The following is a 20,842-nucleotide window of genomic DNA, read 5'->3' as shown; positions in this document are numbered from 1 at the left end:
GGGTGGCGGGACCGCCGTGGCCGTTTGCCTGAATATCCTCTGACGCCGTAAGCATCAGGTGGGGATCATGTACGACAGGCCAAGGCCAGCGCAGGGACAACTCCCTAGGAAGTTTAATCGCCTCAGGGATGTTCGGTAAGGCTCGTACCGGGCAGTGCCCGCCACCGACCAATCTAGGCGTTGATGCTGCGATTCTCAAGGGCATCGGCAAGATCCTCCAGCCACTCGGCGACACGGTCCAGCGCATGCGATTCGGCCAGTTCGGCAGGGCGGCGCTCCGACTCGTCGAGCGAATCGGCGAGCAGCAGCGCGATGAACAGCATCGTGCGCTCCGCACTCATCCCGCCCGACGCGCGCGCCGCATCCGCCCAGCGCGAATCGAGCAGCGCGCCGAGCTTCATCAGCCGCTCTTCCTCACCGTCGCGGCAGGCGACGACGTGGCGCCGATCGCCAATGGTGAGCGTCACGTCGGCCATCAGTCGATCTCCTCCGCCGCCGTCACCGCGTCGAGCGCGATGATCGCCGCCTCGATTCGCGCGCGCAGCGCCTCATGCCGTTTCGCAAGCGCGGCATGGGCATGTTCGCGATCCGAGACCGCTGCTTCGATACGGGCGATGGCGCGTTCGATCCGGTCGATCGCGGCAGGGGACGGTACTTCTGCCATCGCGCAGGCCTAGCATGACAGGGTTGTCTGACAATATTCGAATTGTTTCGCACTGGTTGACGCCAGCCTCCGCCCACCGCAAAGACGCCGCGAACACGAGGGAATCGGCGGGGAAGCCTGCTGCGCTTGCAGCCCGTCTCCGCCATTGGCGACAGGAGCGCATGCGATGACGGTTAAGGTAGCGATCAACGGGTTCGGGCGGATCGGGCGTCTCGTGGCGCGGGCGCTGATGGAACGTGCCGACACCGGCCTCGAACTGGTCGCGATCAACGATCTCGCCGATGCGAAATCGAACGCCTGGCTGTTCAGCCGCGACAGCGTCCACGGCAAATATCCCGGCACCGTCGTCGCCGAGGGCAATGATATCGTCATCGACGGCAAGCATATCCGCGTCACCGCCGAGCGTGATCCCGCCAACCTGCCGCACGCTGAACTCGGCGTCGATATCGTGCTCGAATGCACCGGCTTCTTCACCGACAAGGCGAGCTGCCAGAAGCATCTCGACGCCGGCGCCAAGAAGGTGCTGATCTCGGCGCCGGGCAAGAACGTCGATCTGACCGTCGTGTACGGCGTCAACCACGACAAGATCGAAGCCGGGCACACGATCGTCTCGAACGCGTCGTGCACCACCAATTGCCTCGCGCCGATCGCCAAGGTGCTCAACGATTCGGTCGGCATCGAGCGCGGGCTCATGACGACGATCCACGCTTATACCAACGACCAGAAGATCCTCGACCAGATCCACCCCGATCTGCGCCGTGCGCGCGCCGCCGCGATGAACATCATCCCCACCACCACCGGCGCCGCGCGCGCGGTGGGCGAGGTGCTGCCCGAGCTCAAGGGCCGGCTCGACGGTTCGGCGGTGCGCGTGCCGGTCGCGGACGGCAGCCTCGTCGATCTGACCTTCACCCCCAAGCGCGACACCACCAAGGATGAGATCAACAGCATCCTCAAGGCGGCGTCGGAAAGCGGCCCGCTCGCCGGCATCCTCGCTTTCTCGGACGAACCGCTGGTGTCGATCGACATCGTCCACACGCCCTATTCGTCGACCGTCGACAGCCTCGAAACCGCGGTCATCGACGGCAAGCTGGTCCGCGTGGTGAGCTGGTACGACAACGAATGGGGTTTCTCGAACCGCATGATCGACACCGCCGGCGCGATGGCGAAGTTCCTGTAATCGATAGAGCAAATCGCCCTCACCCTTCCGTCGCTACGCTCCTCCTTCCCTCTCCCGCCGGGAGAGGGAAGGGGCCCGCGAGCCGAAGGCGAGTGGGAAGGGTGAGGGTGATGATAGACGACGGGAGGTGACGATGGCGCGCAACTTCAAGACGCTCGACGACATGGGCGACATCCACGGCAAGCGCGTGCTGGTCCGCGAGGATCTCAACGTGCCGATGGCCGAGGGCGCCGTCACCGACGACACCCGGCTTCGCGCCACCGTCGCGACGGTGGGCGAGCTCGCGGACAAGGGCGCGATCGTCCTTGTTCTCGCGCATTTCGGCCGCCCCAAGGGGCAGCGCAACCCCGAGATGTCGCTGGCGATGGTGGTGAAGCCCTATTCGGCGGTACTCGGCCGCCCGGTGCGCTTCATCGACTGGGATGGCGCGCAAGACGCGGTCGCAACCCTTCAACCGGGCGATATCGCGGTACTTGAGAATACCCGCTTCTTCGCGGGCGAAGAGAAGAACGATCCGGCTCTGGTCGCCGACCTCGCCAAGCTCGGCGATCTCTACGTCAACGACGCTTTCTCCGCGGCGCACCGCGCGCACGCCTCGACCGAGGGACTTGCGCATGTGCTGCCCGCGTTCGCCGGCCGCGCGATGGAAGCCGAACTCGACGCGCTCGACAAGGCGCTCGGCAATCCCGAGCATCCGGTCGCGGCGGTGGTCGGCGGTGCGAAAGTGTCGTCCAAGCTCGACGTGCTCAAGCACCTCGTCACCAAGGTCGATCACCTCATCATCGGCGGCGGCATGGCCAACACCTTCCTCGCCGCGCGCGGGGTCGATGTCGGCAAGTCGCTGTGCGAGCATGATCTGGTCGGCACCGCCGAGGAAATCTTCGCCACGGCCGAGGGCGCGAACTGCACGATTCATTTGCCGTACGATGTGGTCGTGTCGAAGGAATTCGCACCCAACCCGCCGAGCCTGCGGACCTGCAACGTCCATGAGGTCGCCGCCGACGAGATGATCCTCGACATCGGCCCGGCGGCGGTCGAAGCGCTCGCCGACGTGCTCAAGACCTGCAAGACGCTCGTGTGGAACGGCCCGCTCGGTGCGTTCGAGACTCCGCCGTTCGACGCGGCGACCGTCGCGCTCGCCAAGACGGCGGCGGCGCTCACGGTCGGCGGATCGCTCGTTTCGGTCGCGGGCGGCGGCGATACCGTCGCCGCGCTCAACCAGGCGGGGGCGGGTGACGACTTCACCTTCGTCTCGACCGCCGGCGGCGCGTTCCTCGAATGGATGGAAGGCAAGGAACTGCCCGGCGTTGCGGCGCTGGCGCGCTGAGCGATCAGGCCGTCGGGGCGGCTGCTGGCGGCGTCGGCTCCTTGAGCAGCGGGATCAGCAGCGCGTTGAGCGCATCAAGGTCGAACGCGCCGGCGCGCGCATAGCGTAGCCGGCCCGCGCGATCGATAACATAGTTGGTCGGCACGCCGCTCATCGTGGCATAGGGCCCCCGAACCTTACGAACGGGGGCGATGTGCATCGCGGCGAACAGCCGCTTCAACTGGGAGAGCGGCACCGAATCCTCGGTCGTCACCGCGAACACGCGCAGGCCGAACTTGCTGGTCGCCGCATAATAGGCGTCGAGCGTCGGCAGTTCCTGCTTGCACGGCACGCACCACGTCGCCCAGAAATTGAGCACCACCACCTGACCGCGCAGGTCCGCCGAGGACACTTTGGTGCCATCGACCAAAGTCAGTTCGAACGGCGGCGCCTGGCCTCCCACTTCGGGCGCTTTCGCGCCAATTGATGCTAGCGCTACCAAGACGAGCGCAAGATGTCGAAAGACCTGCGATGTTCCGGCCATGATATTATTCCCCCCGAGACGACATGACGCTGAAACTTTGCGAAGCTTCGGTCAAGCGACGCGCTTGGCCGTTGCTCGACCCCGACTGTCTCGCTAACACGTCATGACGCAGCGCAGCACGCAAGGAGTGGCACGCCATGAACACCGCCGAGATGACCGCCAAGATCGCCGCCGGAAAAGGCTTCATCGCCGCGCTCGACCAGAGCGGCGGGTCCACGCCCAAGGCGCTCACCGGCTATGGCATCGCCGAGGGCTCCTGGTCGAACGACGAGGAGATGTACGCGCTCATCCACGAGATGCGCAGCCGTATCATCACCGCGCCGAGCTTCACCGGCGACAAGGTAATCGGCGCGATCCTGTTCGAACGCACGATGGACGGCACGGTCGCCGGCAAGAGCGCGCCCGCCGCGCTGATCGACCGCGGCATCGTGCCGTTCATCAAGGTCGACAAGGGGCTTGAGGCCGAAGCGAACGGCGTGCAACTGCTGAAGCCGATCCCCGGCCTCGATTCGCTGCTCGCGCGATCGAAAGCGCTGGGCGTGTTCGGCACCAAGGAACGCTCGGTGATAAACCTCGCCAACCGCGAGGGCATCGCCGCGATCGTGGCGCAGCAGTTCGAAATCGGCGCGCAGGTGATCGCCGGCGGGCTGATGCCGATCCTCGAACCCGAACTCAACATCAAGAGCCCCGAGCGCGCCGAAGCCGAGGTGATCCTGCGCGACGAATTGCTCAAGGCGCTCGACGCGCTGACAGGCGACGACAAGGTGATGCTCAAGCTTTCGCTTCCCGAGCAGCCTGGGCTGTACGATCCGCTCGTCGATCATCCGCGCGTGCTGCGCGTCGTCGCGCTGTCGGGCGGCTATTCGCGCGGCGAAGCGTGCGCCGAGCTCGCCAAGAATCGCGGCGTCATCGCCAGCTTCAGCCGCGCATTGCTCTCCGATCTGCGCCGCCAGATGAGCGATGCCGAGTTCGACGCGGCGCTGTCGGCGGCGATCGACGAGATCTATGCGGCCTCGGTGGACAAGGTCGCCCAGCCGGTCGCGGCGTGAGCCCAGTCATCGTCGCCCCGGCGAAGGCCGGGGCCGCCCAGTAAGGAAGCTCGCCGCCCGCCCGGCACCGACCCCCGCGTGTCGGACGAGCGTTATGGATACGCCCCGGAGAACATTGATGACGACCCTGCTCGAAACCCCGCTCAAGACGATCGACGGCCAGCACACCAGCCTCGCCCAATATGCGGGCGACGTGCTGCTCGTGGTCAACGTCGCATCCAAATGCGGGCTGACCCCACAATATGAGGGGCTGGAGGCTCTGTACCGCCAGTATCGCGAGCGCGGCTTCAAGGTGCTGGGCTTTCCCGCCAATGACTTCGCCGGGCAGGAGCCGGGTGGCGACGCCGAAATCGCCGATTTCTGCAAGGCGACCTACGATGTCGATTTCCCGATGTTCTCGAAGATCGCCGTCACGGGTCCGGGCAAGCACCCGCTATACGCCGCGCTGATCGCGGCCGCGCCGGATGCGGCGGGGGATGCCGAGGCGTTTCGCGCCCGGCTGCGCGGCTATGGCATGACCCCGAACGACGCGCCTGAACTGCTGTGGAACTTCGAGAAGTTCCTGATCGCCCGCGATGGCACCGTCGCGGCGCGCTTCGCGCCATCGACCGCGCCCGACGATCCCGCGCTGGTCGCCGCGATCGAGGCGGAACTGGCGAAGTAAGCGCGCCGCCGCTTTCGTTGCGGCGATCCGCGCGCTAGGGCGGCGGCATGACAGAAGAAGATCCGCTCGGCCCGCTCGATCCCGATTTCGCCGACCAGTTCCGGCGCGACGACCGCCGGCCCCCGTGTCAGCTCTACCTCATCTCGCCGCTCGACGTGACCGGCGGCTTCGCCGACCGGCTGGCGCGCGCGCTTGACGCGGGGCCGGTCGCGGCGTTCCAGTTCCGCGTCAAGGATATCGATCAGCACGAGGCGGCGCGGCTCGCCGAGCCGCTTCAGCGCATCTGCGCGGAACGCGATGTCGCGTTCCTCGTCAACGACAGCATCGCGCTCGCCAAGCGACTCGGTGCGGACGGCGTCCATCTCGGACAAAGTGACGGCGATCCGCGTGAGGCGCGCAGCGTGCTCGGCCCCAATGCGCAGATCGGCGTGACCTGCCACGACAGCCGCCACCTCGCGATGGAAGCGGGCGAGGCGGGTGCGGATTACGTCGCGTTCGGCTCTTTCTATCCGACCACCACCAAGGCGGTCGAGCATCGGCCCGAACCGGTGATCCTGAGCTGGTGGGCGACGATGTTCGAACTGCCCTGTGTCGCGATCGGCGGCATCACCCCCGCCAATGCCGCGCCGCTGGTGCGCGCCGGCGCGGATTTCCTCGCGGTGTCGGGCGCGGTCTGGGGCGGCGACGAGGCCGCCGCCGTGAAGGCGTTCGAGGCGGTGCTCGCCCGGTAGCGCACCGGCCCGGCCAGCTCACGCCGTCGCGGTGCTCACGCCAGATAGGTCACGTCCCGCGCATCCTCGTGGGGCGTGTCCTTCAGGTTGACGCGAATTTCGCCGCCGCCATGGTCGCGCCGATGCCGGGCCGCTTCATCGATCGCCGCGCGCATCGTCTCGTGCGCCTTGCCCCGCACGGCGACCAGGCCATCGCCACCGATCCTGACCCACGACCAGCGGAACGGCCCCCCGACGAACACGCGGTCGAGCGCGAAGATCACCTCATAATGCGCCGCAGCCTGGTTCATCTCGCCGCTTCGTAACCATTGGCGCGACAGGTTCGTTGCCGCGGCGCGGCACTTGGCGCGTGCCCCCGCGACGATCAAGCGCAACGAAAGTATGAAGAAAGTTAACGGCGCGATTCCCGACGCGCCGAAACCTACCAGTGGCGCACGCGGCCCGTATCGACGTGGACGAAGCCGTCGCGCGGATAGAAGCCGACGCCGCCGCCACCAAGCGCCAGCGCCGCGCTGTGCAGCCGGTCGAGCGACACCCCGGGCACCATGATGTCGGTCGCCTTGCCGAGCATGTGCTGGCTCTGGCTGGCAACGCCCGTATGCGCGCCGCCGCGTGCGCGCAGCGAAGCGTTGGTCTTGGGCGAGCGATAGCCGGAGATCAGATCGATCTTGCGATTGTCACCGACATCGAGCGTGCGGCGCAGGCTGACCAGCAGCGCGAGCAGCTTGCGGTCCATCACCGTCGCTTCGCCGGTGCGCCAATCGCGCAAGCCGTGGTTCAGCTCGGCGAGTCCTTCCGGCACGAACTGCCCACCGCGCGCGAACACGGCATCGACGCTCTCGTTGGTGTGGACGTTGCGGATCGCCAGCCGCCACTCGCGGGTGCCGGCAAGCGCGCGCGCCGGCCCCGGCATCGCCGCGATCGCGCCCAGCCCGGCAAGGCCGCCCAGAAGCCCGCGGCGCGAGAGAGACCGTTGCGGCGCGGAAACAACCGCCATGTTTGTCGTTGATGGCATGAAGACCTTGTAGGATGTTGAAACGATGAGAAGAATAGCGCTGCTCGCGGCTTGTCTGGCGTCTGCCTCGCTTGGGCCTGTTCCGGCGGGCGCAGCGGGAACCAAAGCCGCTGCGGCTGTCGATCAAGGCGTGCTCCAGACGCAGGTGATCCTCGATCGTCTCGGCTTTTCGCCGGGCGTGCTCGACGGCAAATCGGGCATGTCGCTGGCGGCGGCGGTGAAGGGGTTTCAGGAGGCGAACGGCCTCGATGTGAACGGAACGCTCGACAAGCCGACCCAGGCAGCATTGTCGAAATACCAGAACATCCCCGCCACGCAGACGGTGACGCTGACCCCGGAACTGCTCGCGGGGCCGTACACCAACCCGCTGCCCAAGAGTCCGGCAAAGCAGGCGGACCTGCCTGAACTCGGCTATCGCAACGCGATGGAGAAGTTCGGCGAGATGTTCCATACCACGCCGGCGGTGCTGGTCGCGCTCAACAGCCCGGACACCCGGCTGTCGCCCGGCGTCAAGATCGTCGTGCCCAACGCGATCGCCACCGCGCGCGATTACGATCCCAAGCTGCCCGAGAAATGGCGCCAGACGCTGAGCGGCCTCAACGTCGATTCGAAGCAGCCGCAAGGCGCCAAGATCGTCGTCGACAAGTCCGATTCCGTGCTGCGCGTGCTCGATGCCGACGGCAAGCTCGTCGCACAATTCCAGGCGACGATGGGCAGCAAGCACGATCCGCTGCCGATCGGCACGTGGAAGATCCTCGGTCCGGCGTACAACCCGCCGTTCCATTACAACCCGAAGCTGTTCTGGGATGCCAAGAAGGGCGAGAAGAAGGCGACGCTGCCGCCGGGGCCGAACGGCCCGGTCGGGGTGGTGTGGCTCGATCTCTCCAAGCCGCATTACGGCATTCACGGCACGCCCGAACCCTCGACGATCGGCCGCGCCGAGAGCCACGGCTGCATCCGCCTGACCAATTGGGACGTCGCGCGGCTGTCGCTGATGGTCAAGCCCGGCACGCCCGCCGTTTTCCAGGAATGACATGCGGCGGCTCGTCCTCATCCTGATCCTGCTGGCCGCGCTGCTGATCGCGGCGTGGCTGGGGTTGCTGAGCCTTCCCGACGCGCCGACGGCGAAGGCGCCCGTATCGGCCACGTCCGCCGGTTCGGAAGCCGGGCGGTATGGTCCGCCGGCGGACGCGACGCGCACAGGCGTGGCGGCGCTCGCCGTCCCCGTCGCTGGCGTTGCGCGCGGCCAGATCACCGATAGCTGGGGCGATCCGCGCGAAAATGGCGCGCGCCAGCACCACGGCACCGATATTCCCGCCGCGGGCGGAACCTTGGTCACGGCGGCCGCGCCCGGCACGGTCGAAAAGCTGTTCGAGAGCAAGGCCGGGGGCACCACCGTCTATGTCCGTTCGCCCGCGCGCGACTGGACCTATTATTACGCGCACCTCGCCGGCTACGCACCGGGCCTGCATGAGGGGCAGGCGGTGCGTACCGGCGATCCGCTCGGCTATGTCGGCGACACCGGCGATGCGGGGGCAGGGAATTACCACCTCCATTTCGGCCTCACCCGCACCACGCCCGATCAGCATTGGTACGAAGGCGAGGATGTCGATCCGTTCCCACATCTCACCGAGCGGCGGGTTGCCGGATCGGGCGGCTGAGGGTAAAGCCCGCAGCCTTCGCTCTTTCCACAGGTACATCCAATGAAAATCAGCGGCGTGGACATCCGTCCCGGCAATATCATCGAATATGAAGGCGGCATCTGGAAGGCCGTCAAGATTCAGCACACCCAGCCCGGCAAGGGCGGCGCGTACATGCAGGTCGAGATGAAGAACCTCATCGACGGCCGCAAGAACAACGTCCGCTTCCGCTCGGCCGAGACGGTCGAGCGCATCCGGCTCGACACCAAGGATTTCCAGTTCCTGTTCCGCGACGGCGACGCGCTGACCTTCATGGACAAGGACAATTACGAGCAGATCACGCTCGACGCCGGCATCCTCGGCGATGCCGCAGCCTTCCTGCAGGACGGCATGGATGTCGTGATGGAACTTTACGACGAGCGCCCGATCTCGGTCGAATTGCCCTCGCAGATCGAAGCGACGATCGTCGAGGCGGACGCGGTGGTGAAGGGGCAGACCGCCTCGTCGAGCTACAAGCCGGCGGTGCTCGACAATGGCGTGCGCGTGATGGTGCCGCCGCATATCGGCGCGGGCACGCGGATCGTCGTCGACGTGTACGAACAGACCTATGTGAAGCGCGCGGATTAATTCCCCTTCCCGCTTGCGGGAGGGGCTAGGGGAGGGCGTGTCTCCGGCTTCGCGTGTGTTGACTGGCCCTCCCCCGACCCCTCCCGCCAAGCGGGAGGGGAGGAGAATGAACAATGCCATCCCATTCCGGCCTTCTCACCGTCATGGACCGCGCCGCGCGCAAGGCCGCGCCACGGCTGCGGCGTGATTTCAACGAGGTCCAGCATCTCCAGGTCAGCCGCAAGGGCCCGGCCGATTTCGTTTCGATGGCCGATCAGCGCGCCGAGCAGACGATTTACGAGGAACTGTCCAAGGCGCGGCCGGACTGGGGTTTCCTGATGGAAGAGCGCGGCGAGATCGCCGGCGATCCGTCCAAGCCGCGCTTCATCGTCGATCCGCTCGACGGCACCACCAACTTCCTCCACGGCATCCCGCACTTCTCGATCTCGATCGCGGTCGAGGAGCCGATGGCGAACGGCAAGCGCGAGATCACCTCGGGCGTGGTCTATCAGCCGCTCACCGACGAGAGCTTCTGGGCAGAGAAGGGGCGAGGCGCCTGGGTGCAGGAGCAGCGTCTGCGCGTCTCGGCGCGCCGCGATCTTGCCGACTCGGTGATCGCGACCGGCATCCCGTTTCTCGGCCACGGCGATTTCGCCCAGTGGAGCCGCATCTTCGGCGCGGTCGCGCCGGAAGTGGCCGGCATCCGCCGGCTCGGCTCGGCGGCGCTCGATCTCGCCTGGGTCGCGGCGGGTCGGTTCGACGGCTTCTGGGAGTCGAGTCTTAAGCCGTGGGACGTTGCCGCGGGGATGCTGCTCGTCAAGGAAGCCGGCGGGTTCGTCACCGATTTCCGTGGTGGCGACAAGATGATGGAACGCAACGAATTTCTCGCGGCGAACGACGCGCTGCAATCACGCCTTCACAAGCTGATCGCTGGCGCCCTGCGCTGATCGTGCGCGGGGGCCGTCCGCGCCCCCGCGATAGTTGAGAAATGTTAAAGCATACAAGCGCTTAGCGGCCTATGAGCGGGCGTCGATGGCGCGCGTCGAAAGTGTGTCGCTTGTTGCGATTCATTCTCACCGTCCGATACCCTTGCCCGGCCGAAACCATCGTCCTAAAGCCCCGGTCATCCACTTCGCACCTGCGAGAACCCCATTGTTCGATCCGCTGCAATATTTGCCGATCCTGCTGTTCCTCGGCGTGGCGCTGGCGCTTTCCACCGCCTTTGTCGTCCTGCCGATCATCGTCGGCCGGCTGACGGGAGCGCACAAGCCCAGTCCTGAAAAGCTCAGCGAGTATGAATGCGGTTTCCCCGCGTTCGAAGATCCGCGCAGCCAGTTCGACGTGCGCTTCTATCTTGTCGCGATCCTGTTCATCGTCTTCGATCTCGAGGCGGCCTTCATCTATCCATGGGCGGTCAGCGTCTTCAAGTTCGGCGGCTGGGCGAGCTGGACTGCGTGGATCGCGATGATGGTGTTCATCGGCGAACTGGCGCTCGGCCTCGTCTATGCCTGGAAGAAGGGAGCTCTCGAATGGGAGTAGAACTCACCCGCCCCGCGCGCGGCGACGTAATGCTGCCGCCCGACCAGAGCTTCTTCGACGGGCTCAACGGCGAACTGACCGACAAGGGTTTCCTCGTCACCTCGACCGAGGAGCTGTTCCAGTGGGCGCGCACCGGCTCGCTCTGGTGGATGACCTTCGGCCTCGCGTGCTGCGCGGTCGAGATGATCCACGTCAACATGCCGCGCTATGATCTCGAGCGCTTCGGCGCCGCACCGCGCGCGTCACCGCGCCAGTCGGACGTGATGATCGTCGCGGGCACGCTCTGCAACAAGATGGCGCCGGCGCTGCGCCGCGTGTACGATCAGATGAGCGAGCCCAAATACGTCATCTCGATGGGTTCGTGCGCCAATGGCGGCGGCTATTATCATTACAGTTATTCGGTCGTGCGTGGCTGCGACCGCGTGGTGCCGGTCGACATCTATGTGCCGGGCTGCCCGCCGACCGCGGAAGCGTTGCTCTACGGGATCATGCAGTTGCAGCGGAAGATTCGCCGCTCGGGAACGGTGGAACGGTGAGGGCGCCCGCACCAGCCTACACCGCCAACGACGGTGTGATCGAGGCGGCGACCGCCGCGCTCGGCGCCAAGCTCGATCTCGCGACCGATCTGGTCGGCGAAGTCGCGCTGCATGTCGCGCGTGACAGCCTGGTCGAGACGATGACCGCGCTGCGCGACACGCCCGGCCTCGAATATCAGCAGCTCATGGAAATCGCCGGCGTCGACTATCCCGATCGCGGGGTCGAGCGCTTCGAGGTGGTGTATTGCCTGCTCTCGCTGACGCGCAACCATCGCATTCGCGTGCATGTCCGCACCGACGACACGCTGCCGGTTCCGTCGGTCACCGGGATCTGGCCGGTCGCCGGCTGGCTCGAGCGCGAGGTGTACGACATGTACGGCGTGCTGTTCTCGGGCAATGCCGATCTCCGCCGCATCCTCACCGATTACGGCTTCCGCGGCCATCCGCAGCGCAAGGACTTCCCGCTCACGGGCTATGTCGAGGTGCGCTATTCGGAAGAGGCCAAGCGTGTCGTGTACGAGCCGGTCCAGCTCGCGCAGGATTTCCGCAATTTCGATTTCATGAGCCCGTGGGAGGGTGCGGAATATATCCTCCCCGGCGACGAGAAGGCCAAGCTCCCCGAGGAAAAGGGTGCACCGACCCCGCTCAAGGCTGACGAGATCCAGAAGGCTGACGCCGCGCAATCCGCCAAGGTCGCGCCGACCGAGACCAAGACCACCGACACCCCGGCGCAGACCGGTGCCGGCAAGGCCGAGCCTGACGCGACGCCAAAGCCGCAGAACCCCGACGTGACGCCGACGCCGGGCAAGGGGCAGAACCTATGAGCGACTATCTCGAAAAGCTGGAGGGCGTCACCGACGCGGCCGACCCCACGCTCGGCGATATCGACATCCAGAACTACACGATCAACTTCGGCCCGCAGCACCCGGCCGCGCACGGCGTGCTGCGTCTGGTGCTGGAGCTCGACGGCGAGATCATCGAGCGCGTCGATCCGCACGTCGGTCTGCTCCACCGCGGCACCGAGAAGCTGATCGAATACAAGACCTACATGCAGGCGCTGCCGTATTTCGACCGGCTCGATTATTGCTCGCCGCTCTGCATGGAGCACAGCTACGTGCTCGCGGTCGAGAAGCTGCTCGACCTCGAAGTGCCGATCCGCGCACAATATCTTCGCGTGTTCTTCGCCGAGCTGACGCGCATTTCGAACCACATGCTCAACCTCGGCTCGCACGTCATGGACGTCGGCGCGATGACGCCGAACCTGTGGCTGTTCGAGATCCGCGAGGACTGCCTCAATTTCTTCGAGCGCGCCTCGGGTGCACGCATGCACTCGGCCTATTTCCGTCCCGGCGGCGTTCATCAGGACGTACCGCTCAAGCTGCTCACCGATATCGGCGAATGGCTCGACACGCGGCTGCCCCGGCTGTTCGAGGACGCGATCAGCCTCGTCGCCGACAACCGCATCTTCAAGCAGCGCAACGTCGATATCGCGACGGTGAGCCGCGAGGACGCGATCAAATGGGGCTTCTCCGGCCCGATGATCCGTGGCTCGGGCATCCCCTGGGATATCCGCAGGGCGCAGCCGTACGACGTGTACGGCAAGATGGACTTCGAGGTGCCGGTCGGCACGCGCGGCGACTGCTACGATCGCTTCATGGTGCGCGTCGAGGAAGTCCGCCAGTCGGCGCGGATCATGCGCCAGTGCCTCAACGAGATGCCCGAAGGGCCGATCGCGAGCCTCGACCGCAAGGTGGTGCCGCCCAAGCGCGGCGAGATGAAGCGCTCGATGGAAGCGCTGATCCACCACTTCAAGCTGTACACCGAGGGCTTCCACGTCCCCGCCGGCGACGTCTATGTCGCGACCGAAAGCCCCAAGGGCGAGTTCGGCGTGTATCTGGTCGCCGATGGTTCGAACAAGCCGTACCGCTGCAAGATCCGCCCGACGGCCTTCTCGCACCTCCAGGCGGCGGATTTCATGTCGAAGGGTCACATGCTCGCCGACACCACCGCGATCCTCGGCGCGATGGACATCGTGTTCGGCGAGTGCGACCGGTGAGCGGCGCGGTGTTCCCGACGTGGGTGTTCGTCGCCGTGGCGTTGGCGATCGCCGCCGCCGCGTTCGCGGTCGGGCAGCTTCACGCGGGCGCCGGCATGATCGTCGCCGGTGTCGGTTCGGCGCTGTGGACCGCCTATGTCGCGCAGCGCGGCGCGCGGATGCGAGCGCGCCATGACTGACGCGCGGCTTGAGACCACCCACCGCATGATCGCGCTCTACAACGCGCAGGATGCGGACGGCTATGTCGAGCATATGACCGACACCGCCTGCGAAGCCATGTATCGCGGCGCGGTCTTGCGCGAGGGCAAAGAAGGCGTGCGTTCGGGCCTCAAGGCGATGTTCGCGCAATTCCCCGAGAATCGCGCGGAGATCCTCAAATCCTACATCCTCGGCGATACCATCGTGCTGCACGAGGACGTCTCGCGCGCGCCCGGCGGCGAGACGTTTGAAGTCATGTCCATCTATTCGTTCGTCGGCGACAAGGTCGACCGCGTGGAGTTCATCCGGTAATGGCCGACGCCCCAAAGATCCCAGACGAGGCAGAGACCCGCGCGCGCTGGGGCGCGTTCGCGTGGACGCCCGAGAACCAGGCGAAGGCCGACGAGATCCTCGCCCGCTACCCCAAGGGCCGCGAGCAATCGGCGTCGATCCCGTTCCTCGATCTCGCGCAGCGTCAGGTCGGCGCGGAGACGCAGACGCAGGGTTGGCTGCCGGTGCCGGTGATCGAATATGTCGCGCGCCAGATCGGCGTGCCATACATGCGCGTGTTCGAGGTCGCGACCTTCTACACGATGTTCAATCTCGCGCCGGTCGGCAAATATCACGTCCAGGTCTGCGGGACGACGCCGTGCCTGCTCGGCGGCTCGGACGATGTGCTCGCGGCGTGCAAGAACAAGGGGCTCTCGAAGGGCCACACCACGCCGGACGGCCTGTTCACGCTGACCGAGGTCGAGTGTCTCGGCGCCTGTGCGAACGCGCCGATGGTCCAGATCAACGACGACAATTTCGAAGATCTCGATTACGACAAGACCACCGCGCTGCTCGAGGCGCTGGCCGAGGGCAGGGCGGTGACGCCGGGATCGCAGACCGGGCGTCGCGATTCGTGCCCCGCCGGCGGCCCGACCAGCCTTAAGCAGATGGTCGACGAGAACCACGACTATCGCGGGGAGTGGGCGTCGTGAGCCAGCGCGACAAGAACCTCATCGTCACCATCCTGGCGATCATCGGCGGGATCGTCGTGCTCGGCTGGCTGCTCAAGCTGACCTTCGCGCTGCTTGGCCCGGTCATCGTGATCGCGCTCGGCGTGGTCATCTATCTCGCGCTTACGAAGAACAAGGGGGGGCGCTTCTGATGCTCGCCGACAAGGACCGGATCTTCACCAACGTCTACGGTTTCCAGCCGTGGAACCTCGACGCGGCGATCATGCGCGGCGACTGGGACAATACCAAGGATCTGATGGCGCTGGGGCAGGATGCCATCATCGACATCATCAAGGCGTCGGGTCTGCGCGGGCGCGGCGGCGCGGGCTTCCCGACCGGCATGAAGTGGAGCTTCATGCCCAAGGAATCGAAGGACGGCCGCCCGAGCTTCCTCGTCATCAACGCCGACGAATCCGAGCCGGGTTCGTGCAAGGATCGCGAGATCATCCGCCACGATCCGCACAAGCTGATCGAGGGCGCGCTGATCGCGGGATATGCGATGCGCGCGCGCGCCGCGTACATCTACATTCGCGGCGAATATATCCGCGAGGCCGAGGTGCTGTTCGCGGCCGTGGCCGAGGCCTATGACAAGGGGCTGATCGGCAAGAACGCCAGCGGCTCGGGCTATGATTTCGACGTGTTCGTCCATCGCGGCGCCGGCGCGTACATCTGCGGCGAAGAGACCGCGATGCTCGAAAGCCTCGAGGGCAAGAAGGGCCAGCCGCGTCTCAAGCCGCCGTTCCCGGCCGGCGCGGGCCTCTACGGCTGCCCGACCACGGTCAACAACGTCGAATCAATCGCGGTCGCGCCGACGATCCTGCGGCGTGGTGCGGCCTGGTTCTCCAGCTTCGGCGCGGAGGGCAACAAGGGCACCAAGCTGTTCCAGATCAGCGGGCATGTGAACAAGCCCTGCGTGGTCGAGGAGGCGATGAGCATCCCGTTCCGCCAACTCATCGAAGAGCATTGCGGCGGCATTCGTGGCGGGTGGGACAATCTGCTCGCGGTGATCCCCGGCGGCTCGTCGGTGCCACTGGTGCCCGCCGCCGAGATCATGGACTGCCCGATGGATTTCGATGGGCTCAAGAAGGTCGGATCGGGCCTCGGCACCGCCGCGATCATCGTGATGGACAAGTCCACTGACATCGTCCGCGCGATCAGCCGCTTGTCCTACTTCTACAAGCATGAGAGCTGCGGCCAGTGCACGCCGTGCCGCGAGGGCACCGGCTGGATGTGGCGCGTGATGGAGCGGATGCGCACCGGCGATGCCGACATCTCCGAGATCGATACGCTGTATCAGGTCACCAAGCAGGTCGAGGGTCATACGATCTGCGCGCTCGGTGACGCCGCCGCATGGCCGATCCAGGGCCTCATCAAGCATTTCCGCCCCGAGATGGAGCGTCGCATCCTCGCCCGGAACGGCGGCGGTGACGCGCCGATGATGGAAGCTGCCGAATAATGCCGATAGTCAAAGTCGATGGCGTCGAAGTCGAGGTGCCGCAGGGCGCGACCGTGCTTCAGGCGTGCGAGCTCGCGGGCAAGGAAATCCCGCGTTTCTGTTATCACGAGCGCCTCAGCATCGCCGGCAATTGTCGGATGTGCCTGGTCGAGGTGAAGCCGGGGCCGCCCAAGCCGCAGGCATCGTGCGCGCTGCCGGCCGCCGACAAGCAGGAAATCTTCACCAACTCACCGATGGTGAAGAACGCGCGCGAAGGCGTGATGGAGTTCCTGCTCATCAACCATCCGCTCGATTGCCCGATCTGCGATCAGGGCGGCGAGTGCGACCTGCAGGACCAGAGCCTCGCTTACGGTCGCGGCCATTCGCGCTATGACGAGAACAAGCGCGCGGTCACCGAGAAATATATGGGGCCGATCGTCAAGACGGTGATGACGCGCTGCATCCAGTGCACGCGCTGCATCCGCTTCGCCGAGGAAGTCGCCGGGGTCGAGGAGATCGGCGCGGTCTATCGCGGCGAGAACATGCAGATCACCTCGTATCTCGAACATGCGGTGACGAGCGAGCTGTCGGGCAATGTCGTCGATCTGTGCCCGGTCGGTGCGCTCACCTCGAAGCCCTATGCGTTCGAGGCGCGCCCGTGGGAGCTGCGCAAGACGCTGACGATCGACGTGATGGACGCGGTCGGCACCAACATCCGGCTCGACTCGCGCGGGCGGCAGGTGCTGCGCGCGCTCCCGGTCATCAACGACGACGTCAACGAGGAATGGGCCTCGGACAAGACCCGCCACGCGGTCGATGGTCTGGTCCGCCGGCGGCTCGACCGGCCGTACGTCCGTAAGGACGGCAAGCTCGTCGCGGCGAGCTGGGATGAGGCATTCGCGGCGATCAAGGCGGTTGACGCCGGTAGCAGCGTCGCGGCGATCCACGGCGATCTGGTCGACTGCGAGACGCTGTACGCCGCCAAGGCGCTGCTCGCGTCGATGGGCTCGAGCCTGCTCGAAGGCCGCCAGACCGGCATGGATTACGACACGTCGAGCCTGGCCGCGGTCAATTTCAACACCACCATCGCCGGCACCGAAACGGCGGACGCGATCCTGCTCGTCGGCACCAACCTTCGCTGGGAAGCGCCGCTGGTGAACACGCGGATCCGCAAGGCGATCAAGAAGGGCGCGAAGGTCTTCGCGATCGGCCCGGAAGTCGACCTGACCTATCGGGCGACGTGGCTCGGAAACGATCTGTCGCTGCTCGGCAAGCTGCCCGAAGAGGTCGCGCAGGCGTTCGATTCCGCGAAACGGCCGATGGTGATCGTCGGTGGCGCCGCGCTCAAGGGTGGCCACGGCGCGACGCTGGCGCTGGCCAAGACGCTCAATCTCGTCCGCGACGGCTGGAACGGATATAACGTGCTGCACGCGGCGGCGGCGCGCAACGGCGGGCTGATGCTCGGCTTCGCCCAGAAGGGCGGCATCGCTGATGTCGCGGCGGCGAACCCCAAGCTCGCGTTCTTCCTCGGCGCGGACGAAGTCGATTTCTCGAAGTTCGCCGGCAGCTTCAAGGTTTACATCGGGCATCACGGCGACAAGGGCGCGGCGGCGGCCGATGTGGTGCTGCCCGGTGCGAGCTACGCCGAGAAGTCGGGCACCTACGTCAACCTCGAAGGGCGTGTGCAGCGTGGCGATCGCGCGGTGTTCCCGCCCGGCGATGCGCGCGAGGACTGGACGATCCTGCGCGCGCTGTCGGCGGTGCTCGGCCACACGCTGCCGTTCGACACGCTCGACGAGCTGCGCGCGGCGATGGGCGTCGATACGCCCGATCTCGCCACGCTCGGCCTCAAGACCTTCGCCTGGAACCCGCCGTCGCTCGACGTAGCCGGCTCGGGTGAGGTCAGCTATCCGATCAAGGACTTCTACCTGACCAACGCGATCTGCCGGGCCAGCCCGACGATGCAGCGCTGCTCGGCCGAAATTCTCCACGGCCAGGATTTCGCGGAGGCGGCCGAATGACCAGTTGGTTCACCTATCTCGGCCTGCCGTTCGGCTGGGCGTGGTTCGTCGCGACGCTGATCGACATTCTCGTCATCGCGCTGCCGTTGATGCTCGCCGTCGCGATGATCATTTACGTCGATCGCAAGATCTGGGCGTCGATGGCGCTGCGGCGCGGACCCAATGTGGTTGGCCCGTTCGGGCTGCTGCAATCGTTCGCGGACGGTCTCAAGGTCTTCCTGCAAGAGACGATCATCCCGATCGCCGCGAACAAGACGTTGTTCCTGCTCGCGCCGATCATCACCTTCACGGTCGCGCTGATCGTGTGGGCGGTGGTGCCGTTCGCGCGCGATGCCTCGGTCGCCAATATCAACGTGGCGCTGCTCTACGTGCTCGCGGCCTCGTCGCTCGGCGTGTACGGCATCATCCTCGCCGGCTGGTCGTCCAACTCCAAATATCCGTTCTACTCGGCGATCCGCGCGGCGGCGCAGATGGTCAGCTATGAAGTCGCGATCGGCTTTGTGCTGATCTCGGTGGTGCTCTATTCGGGCAGCTTCAATCTCGGCGCGATCGTCGAAAACCAGAAGGGCTATTACGGCTTCCTCAACGGGCATTGGGCGAACCCGCTGCTGTTCCCGATGGCGGTGGTGTTCTTCATCTCGTCGCTCGCCGAAACGCAGCGCGCGCCGTTCGATCTGACCGAGGCGGAGAGCGAGCTCGTCGCCGGTTACCAGACCGAATATTCGTCGATGAGCTTCGCGCTGTTCTGGCTCGGTGAATATGCCAACGTCATCCTGATGTGCGCGCTCAACGCGACGTTGTTCTGGGGCGGCTATCTGCCGCCGCTCGACATCGGCTTCCTGTACGTCGTGCCGGGCATCATCTGGCTGCTGCTCAAGATGGCGGCGTTCTTCTTCCTCTTCAGTTGGGTCAAGGCGACCGTCCCGCGCTATCGCTACGACCAGCTTATGCGGCTGGGCTGGAAAATCTTCCTGCCGATGTCGCTGATCTTCGTTTTCCTCGTGTCGGGCTATCTCATGCTCGTGCGGGTTGGAGTACCGGCATGAGCATCGGCCATCTGATCAAGACCTACACGCTCTGGGAGTTCGTGAAGGCGCACGCGCTGACCCTGAAGTATTTCTTCAAGGCCAAGGCGACGATCAACTATCCGTTCGAGAAGAACCCGCTCAGCCCGCGCTTCCGTGGCGAACATGCGCTGCGTCGCTACCCGAGCGGCGAGGAGCGTTGCATCGCGTGCAAATTGTGCGAGGCGATCTGCCCCGCGCAAGCGATCACGATCGAGGCCGAGCCGCGCGACGACGGCTCGCGTCGCACCACGCGCTACGACATCGACATGACCAAGTGCATCTATTGCGGCTTCTGCCAGGAGGCGTGCCCGGTCGATGCGATCGTCGAAGGCCCGAACTTCGAGTTCGCGACCGAGACGCGCGAGGAACTGATCTACGACAAGAACAAGCTGCTCGATAACGGTGACCGTTGGGAGAGCGCGATCGCGGCGAACCTTGCCGCAGACGCGCCGTACCGGTAATGCGCAGCCACATCGATTCCATGCCGTCGGCGCACGCGCTGCCATCGCCAACGGGCGAGGCGACGGCGATCTCACAGTCTCGGGCGAACGGGGGTTCGAAGTAACATCGTGATCCAGGCCTTCGCCTTCTATCTCTTCGCGATCATCGTGATCGCGTCAGCCGTGCTGACGATCACCGCCCGCAACCCGGTTCATGCCGTGCTGTGGCTGATCCTCGCCTTCTTCAACGCCGCCGGACTGATGGTGCTGGTCGGCGCCGAGTTCATCGCGATGCTGCTCGTCATCGTCTATGTCGGCGCGGTCGCGGTGCTGTTCCTGTTCGTCGTGATGATGCTCAACATCGATTTCGCCGAACTGCGCGCGGGCTTCGTCCGCTACGCGCTGATCGGGCTCGCTTTCGCGGTCGCGCTCGCCGCCGAGATCATGATCGCCTTCGGCGCGTGGAGTGCGGGCGCGATCGAACTCGGCCGCCGCGCTGCGCCGACGCCCGATACGGTGCCCAACATCGAGGCGCTCGGGCTGCTGCTCTATTCGCGCTACCTCTTCGTGTTCGAGGGCGCCGGGCTGGTGCTGCTCGTCGCGATGATCGGCGCGATCGTGCTGACGCACCGGGAGCGTAGCGGGGTTCGCCCGCAGAACATCAATCGCCAGGTCAAGCGCCGTCCGCAGGACGCGACGCGCAACGCCCGGCCGACCGTCGGACAGGGAATCGAACTGTGAGCCTGCATCGTCATCCCGGCGCAGGCCGGGATCGCCGCGTTGCCGCGCGCAACGTTCAACAACACAGCGGCCCCGGCCTGCGCCGGGGCGACGGGGTGACCGCATGATCGGCCTCACGCATTATCTCGTCGTCGCGGCGATCCTGTTCGCGCTCGGCGTGCTCGGGCTCATCGCCAACCGCAAGAACCTCATCGTCATGCTGATGGCGATCGAGCTGATCCTGCTCGCGGTGAACCTCAACCTCGTCGCCTTCTCGGCGTTCCTCCACGACCTCGTCGGCCAGGTGTTCGCGATGTTCGTGCTGACGGTCGCGGCGGGCGAAGCGGCGATCGGGCTCGCGATCCTCGTGATCTACTTCCGCGGTCGCGGCACGATCGCGGTCGACGACGTCAACCGGATGAAGGGGTGATAC

At 65.8% G+C, this 20,842-nt stretch carries 28 protein-coding genes; 23 read left to right on the top strand and 5 right to left on the bottom strand.

Annotated elements, in window-relative coordinates:
• Positions 1–173 precede the first annotated feature (173 nt).
• Together PX554_RS04700 and PX554_RS04695 are read right to left on the bottom strand one after the other, a co-directional pair.
• Positions 174–476 (bottom strand): cell division protein ZapA, encoded by a 303-nt coding sequence (locus PX554_RS04700; protein WP_093220963.1) that lies wholly within the window; start codon positions 474–476, stop codon positions 174–176.
• The gene (locus PX554_RS04695) at positions 476–664 is read right to left on the bottom strand and encodes a hypothetical protein (protein WP_093220959.1); all 189 of its coding nucleotides are present in this window, start codon (positions 662–664) and stop codon (positions 476–478) included. Before PX554_RS04695 ends, PX554_RS04700 begins: the two co-directional genes overlap by 1 nt.
• A 166-nt stretch (positions 665–830) precedes the next feature.
• Between PX554_RS04695 and gap the strand changes: the two genes are divergently transcribed.
• Positions 831–1,841 (top strand): type I glyceraldehyde-3-phosphate dehydrogenase, encoded by a 1,011-nt coding sequence (gene gap / locus PX554_RS04690; RefSeq protein ID WP_275499390.1) that lies wholly within the window; start codon positions 831–833, stop codon positions 1,839–1,841.
• Positions 1,842–1,974: 133 nt separating this feature from the next.
• A complete protein-coding gene (locus tag PX554_RS04685) occupies positions 1,975–3,168 on the top strand; it encodes a phosphoglycerate kinase (RefSeq protein ID WP_275499388.1) in 1,194 nt (397 codons plus the stop codon).
• A gap of 4 nt (positions 3,169–3,172) precedes the next feature.
• Here the strand turns inward: PX554_RS04685 and PX554_RS04680 are convergent, their stop codons facing one another.
• The gene (locus PX554_RS04680; protein WP_275499386.1) at positions 3,173–3,691 is read right to left on the bottom strand and encodes a TlpA family protein disulfide reductase; all 519 of its coding nucleotides are present in this window, start codon (positions 3,689–3,691) and stop codon (positions 3,173–3,175) included.
• Between the two features lie 137 nt (positions 3,692–3,828).
• On the opposite strand from PX554_RS04680, the gene PX554_RS04675 reads away from it, so the two are divergent.
• The 3 genes from PX554_RS04675 to thiE all read left to right on the top strand — a co-directional run bounded on the left by PX554_RS04675 (position 3,829) and on the right by thiE (position 6,135).
• Positions 3,829–4,740, top strand: a complete 912-nt coding sequence (locus tag PX554_RS04675; protein WP_275499384.1) for a fructose bisphosphate aldolase — start codon at positions 3,829–3,831, stop codon at positions 4,738–4,740.
• Positions 4,741–4,858: 118 nt separating this feature from the next.
• Positions 4,859–5,404, top strand: coding sequence for a glutathione peroxidase (locus PX554_RS04670; RefSeq protein ID WP_275499382.1), 546 nt, complete (start codon positions 4,859–4,861; stop codon positions 5,402–5,404).
• A 47-nt stretch (positions 5,405–5,451) separates the two neighbouring features.
• A complete protein-coding gene (gene thiE / locus PX554_RS04665) occupies positions 5,452–6,135 on the top strand; it encodes a thiamine phosphate synthase (RefSeq protein WP_275499380.1) in 684 nt (227 codons plus the stop codon).
• Between the two features lie 35 nt (positions 6,136–6,170).
• On the opposite strand, the gene PX554_RS04660 is transcribed toward thiE, so the two are convergent.
• Together PX554_RS04660 and PX554_RS04655 are read right to left on the bottom strand one after the other, a co-directional pair.
• A complete protein-coding gene (locus PX554_RS04660; protein ID WP_143023298.1) occupies positions 6,171–6,425 on the bottom strand; it encodes a hypothetical protein in 255 nt (84 codons plus the stop codon).
• Between the two features lie 131 nt (positions 6,426–6,556).
• Positions 6,557–7,132: a peptidoglycan L,D-endopeptidase MepK gene (locus tag PX554_RS04655; RefSeq protein ID WP_275499378.1), complete on the bottom strand. Its 576-nt coding sequence runs from the start codon at positions 7,130–7,132 to the stop codon at positions 6,557–6,559.
• A gap of 43 nt (positions 7,133–7,175) precedes the next feature.
• Between PX554_RS04655 and PX554_RS04650 the strand changes: the two genes are divergently transcribed.
• From PX554_RS04650 to nuoK, 18 genes are all read left to right on the top strand, one after another.
• On the top strand, positions 7,176–8,183 hold the full coding sequence (locus PX554_RS04650) for a L,D-transpeptidase family protein (RefSeq protein WP_275499377.1): 1,008 nt from the start codon (positions 7,176–7,178) through the stop codon (positions 8,181–8,183).
• 1 nt (position 8,184) lies between these two features.
• Positions 8,185–8,811, top strand: coding sequence for a M23 family metallopeptidase (locus tag PX554_RS04645; RefSeq protein WP_275499375.1), 627 nt, complete (start codon positions 8,185–8,187; stop codon positions 8,809–8,811).
• A gap of 42 nt (positions 8,812–8,853) precedes the next feature.
• Positions 8,854–9,417 (top strand): elongation factor P, encoded by a 564-nt coding sequence (efp, locus tag PX554_RS04640; protein WP_093220932.1) that lies wholly within the window; start codon positions 8,854–8,856, stop codon positions 9,415–9,417.
• A gap of 113 nt (positions 9,418–9,530) precedes the next feature.
• Positions 9,531–10,343: an inositol monophosphatase family protein gene (locus PX554_RS04635; protein ID WP_275499372.1), complete on the top strand. Its 813-nt coding sequence runs from the start codon at positions 9,531–9,533 to the stop codon at positions 10,341–10,343.
• Between the two features lie 205 nt (positions 10,344–10,548).
• Positions 10,549–10,935 (top strand): NADH-quinone oxidoreductase subunit A, encoded by a 387-nt coding sequence (ndhC, locus tag PX554_RS04630; protein WP_069206701.1) that lies wholly within the window; start codon positions 10,549–10,551, stop codon positions 10,933–10,935.
• The gene (locus PX554_RS04625) at positions 10,926–11,471 is read left to right on the top strand and encodes a NuoB/complex I 20 kDa subunit family protein (protein WP_093220928.1); all 546 of its coding nucleotides are present in this window, start codon (positions 10,926–10,928) and stop codon (positions 11,469–11,471) included. Before ndhC ends, PX554_RS04625 begins: the two co-directional genes overlap by 10 nt.
• Positions 11,468–12,295 (top strand): NADH-quinone oxidoreductase subunit C, encoded by an 828-nt coding sequence (locus PX554_RS04620; RefSeq protein WP_275499369.1) that lies wholly within the window; start codon positions 11,468–11,470, stop codon positions 12,293–12,295. The genes PX554_RS04625 and PX554_RS04620 overlap by 4 nt, the downstream gene beginning before the upstream one ends.
• Positions 12,292–13,527 (top strand): NADH-quinone oxidoreductase subunit D, encoded by a 1,236-nt coding sequence (locus PX554_RS04615; protein WP_275499367.1) that lies wholly within the window; start codon positions 12,292–12,294, stop codon positions 13,525–13,527. The genes PX554_RS04620 and PX554_RS04615 overlap by 4 nt, the downstream gene beginning before the upstream one ends.
• Positions 13,524–13,706 carry a hypothetical protein gene (locus PX554_RS04610; RefSeq protein WP_275499365.1) on the top strand — a complete coding sequence of 61 codons (183 nt, stop codon included), beginning with the start codon at positions 13,524–13,526 and terminating at the stop codon, positions 13,704–13,706. Before PX554_RS04615 ends, PX554_RS04610 begins: the two co-directional genes overlap by 4 nt.
• Positions 13,699–14,037 carry a nuclear transport factor 2 family protein gene (locus PX554_RS04605; protein WP_275499363.1) on the top strand — a complete coding sequence of 113 codons (339 nt, stop codon included), beginning with the start codon at positions 13,699–13,701 and terminating at the stop codon, positions 14,035–14,037. The genes PX554_RS04610 and PX554_RS04605 overlap by 8 nt, the downstream gene beginning before the upstream one ends.
• Positions 14,037–14,708 carry a complex I 24 kDa subunit family protein gene (locus PX554_RS04600; RefSeq protein WP_093220918.1) on the top strand — a complete coding sequence of 224 codons (672 nt, stop codon included), beginning with the start codon at positions 14,037–14,039 and terminating at the stop codon, positions 14,706–14,708. The genes PX554_RS04605 and PX554_RS04600 overlap by 1 nt, the downstream gene beginning before the upstream one ends.
• On the top strand, positions 14,705–14,878 hold the full coding sequence (locus PX554_RS04595; RefSeq protein WP_275499360.1) for a hypothetical protein: 174 nt from the start codon (positions 14,705–14,707) through the stop codon (positions 14,876–14,878). The genes PX554_RS04600 and PX554_RS04595 overlap by 4 nt, the downstream gene beginning before the upstream one ends.
• Positions 14,878–16,182, top strand: a complete 1,305-nt coding sequence (gene nuoF, locus PX554_RS04590) for an NADH-quinone oxidoreductase subunit NuoF (RefSeq protein WP_093220913.1) — start codon at positions 14,878–14,880, stop codon at positions 16,180–16,182. Before PX554_RS04595 ends, nuoF begins: the two co-directional genes overlap by 1 nt.
• On the top strand, positions 16,182–18,182 hold the full coding sequence (gene nuoG, locus PX554_RS04585) for an NADH-quinone oxidoreductase subunit NuoG (protein WP_275499357.1): 2,001 nt from the start codon (positions 16,182–16,184) through the stop codon (positions 18,180–18,182). Before nuoF ends, nuoG begins: the two co-directional genes overlap by 1 nt.
• Positions 18,179–19,228, top strand: a complete 1,050-nt coding sequence (gene nuoH / locus PX554_RS04580) for an NADH-quinone oxidoreductase subunit NuoH (protein WP_093220910.1) — start codon at positions 18,179–18,181, stop codon at positions 19,226–19,228. Before nuoG ends, nuoH begins: the two co-directional genes overlap by 4 nt.
• A complete protein-coding gene (gene nuoI / locus PX554_RS04575) occupies positions 19,225–19,710 on the top strand; it encodes an NADH-quinone oxidoreductase subunit NuoI (RefSeq protein ID WP_093220908.1) in 486 nt (161 codons plus the stop codon). Before nuoH ends, nuoI begins: the two co-directional genes overlap by 4 nt.
• 108 nt (positions 19,711–19,818) lie before the next feature.
• The gene (locus PX554_RS04570; protein WP_093220905.1) at positions 19,819–20,430 is read left to right on the top strand and encodes an NADH-quinone oxidoreductase subunit J; all 612 of its coding nucleotides are present in this window, start codon (positions 19,819–19,821) and stop codon (positions 20,428–20,430) included.
• 103 nt (positions 20,431–20,533) lie between these two features.
• Positions 20,534–20,839 carry an NADH-quinone oxidoreductase subunit NuoK gene (gene nuoK, locus PX554_RS04565; protein WP_093220903.1) on the top strand — a complete coding sequence of 102 codons (306 nt, stop codon included), beginning with the start codon at positions 20,534–20,536 and terminating at the stop codon, positions 20,837–20,839.
• Positions 20,840–20,842 lie beyond the last annotated feature (3 nt).

The organism is Sphingomonas pollutisoli (assembly GCF_029167165.1).
GTDB classification, from domain to species: Bacteria; Pseudomonadota; Alphaproteobacteria; order Sphingomonadales; family Sphingomonadaceae; genus Sphingomonas; species Sphingomonas pollutisoli.
Note: the sequence above shows the minus strand (reverse complement) of the source record. Positions and strands in the feature narration are given on the sequence as shown.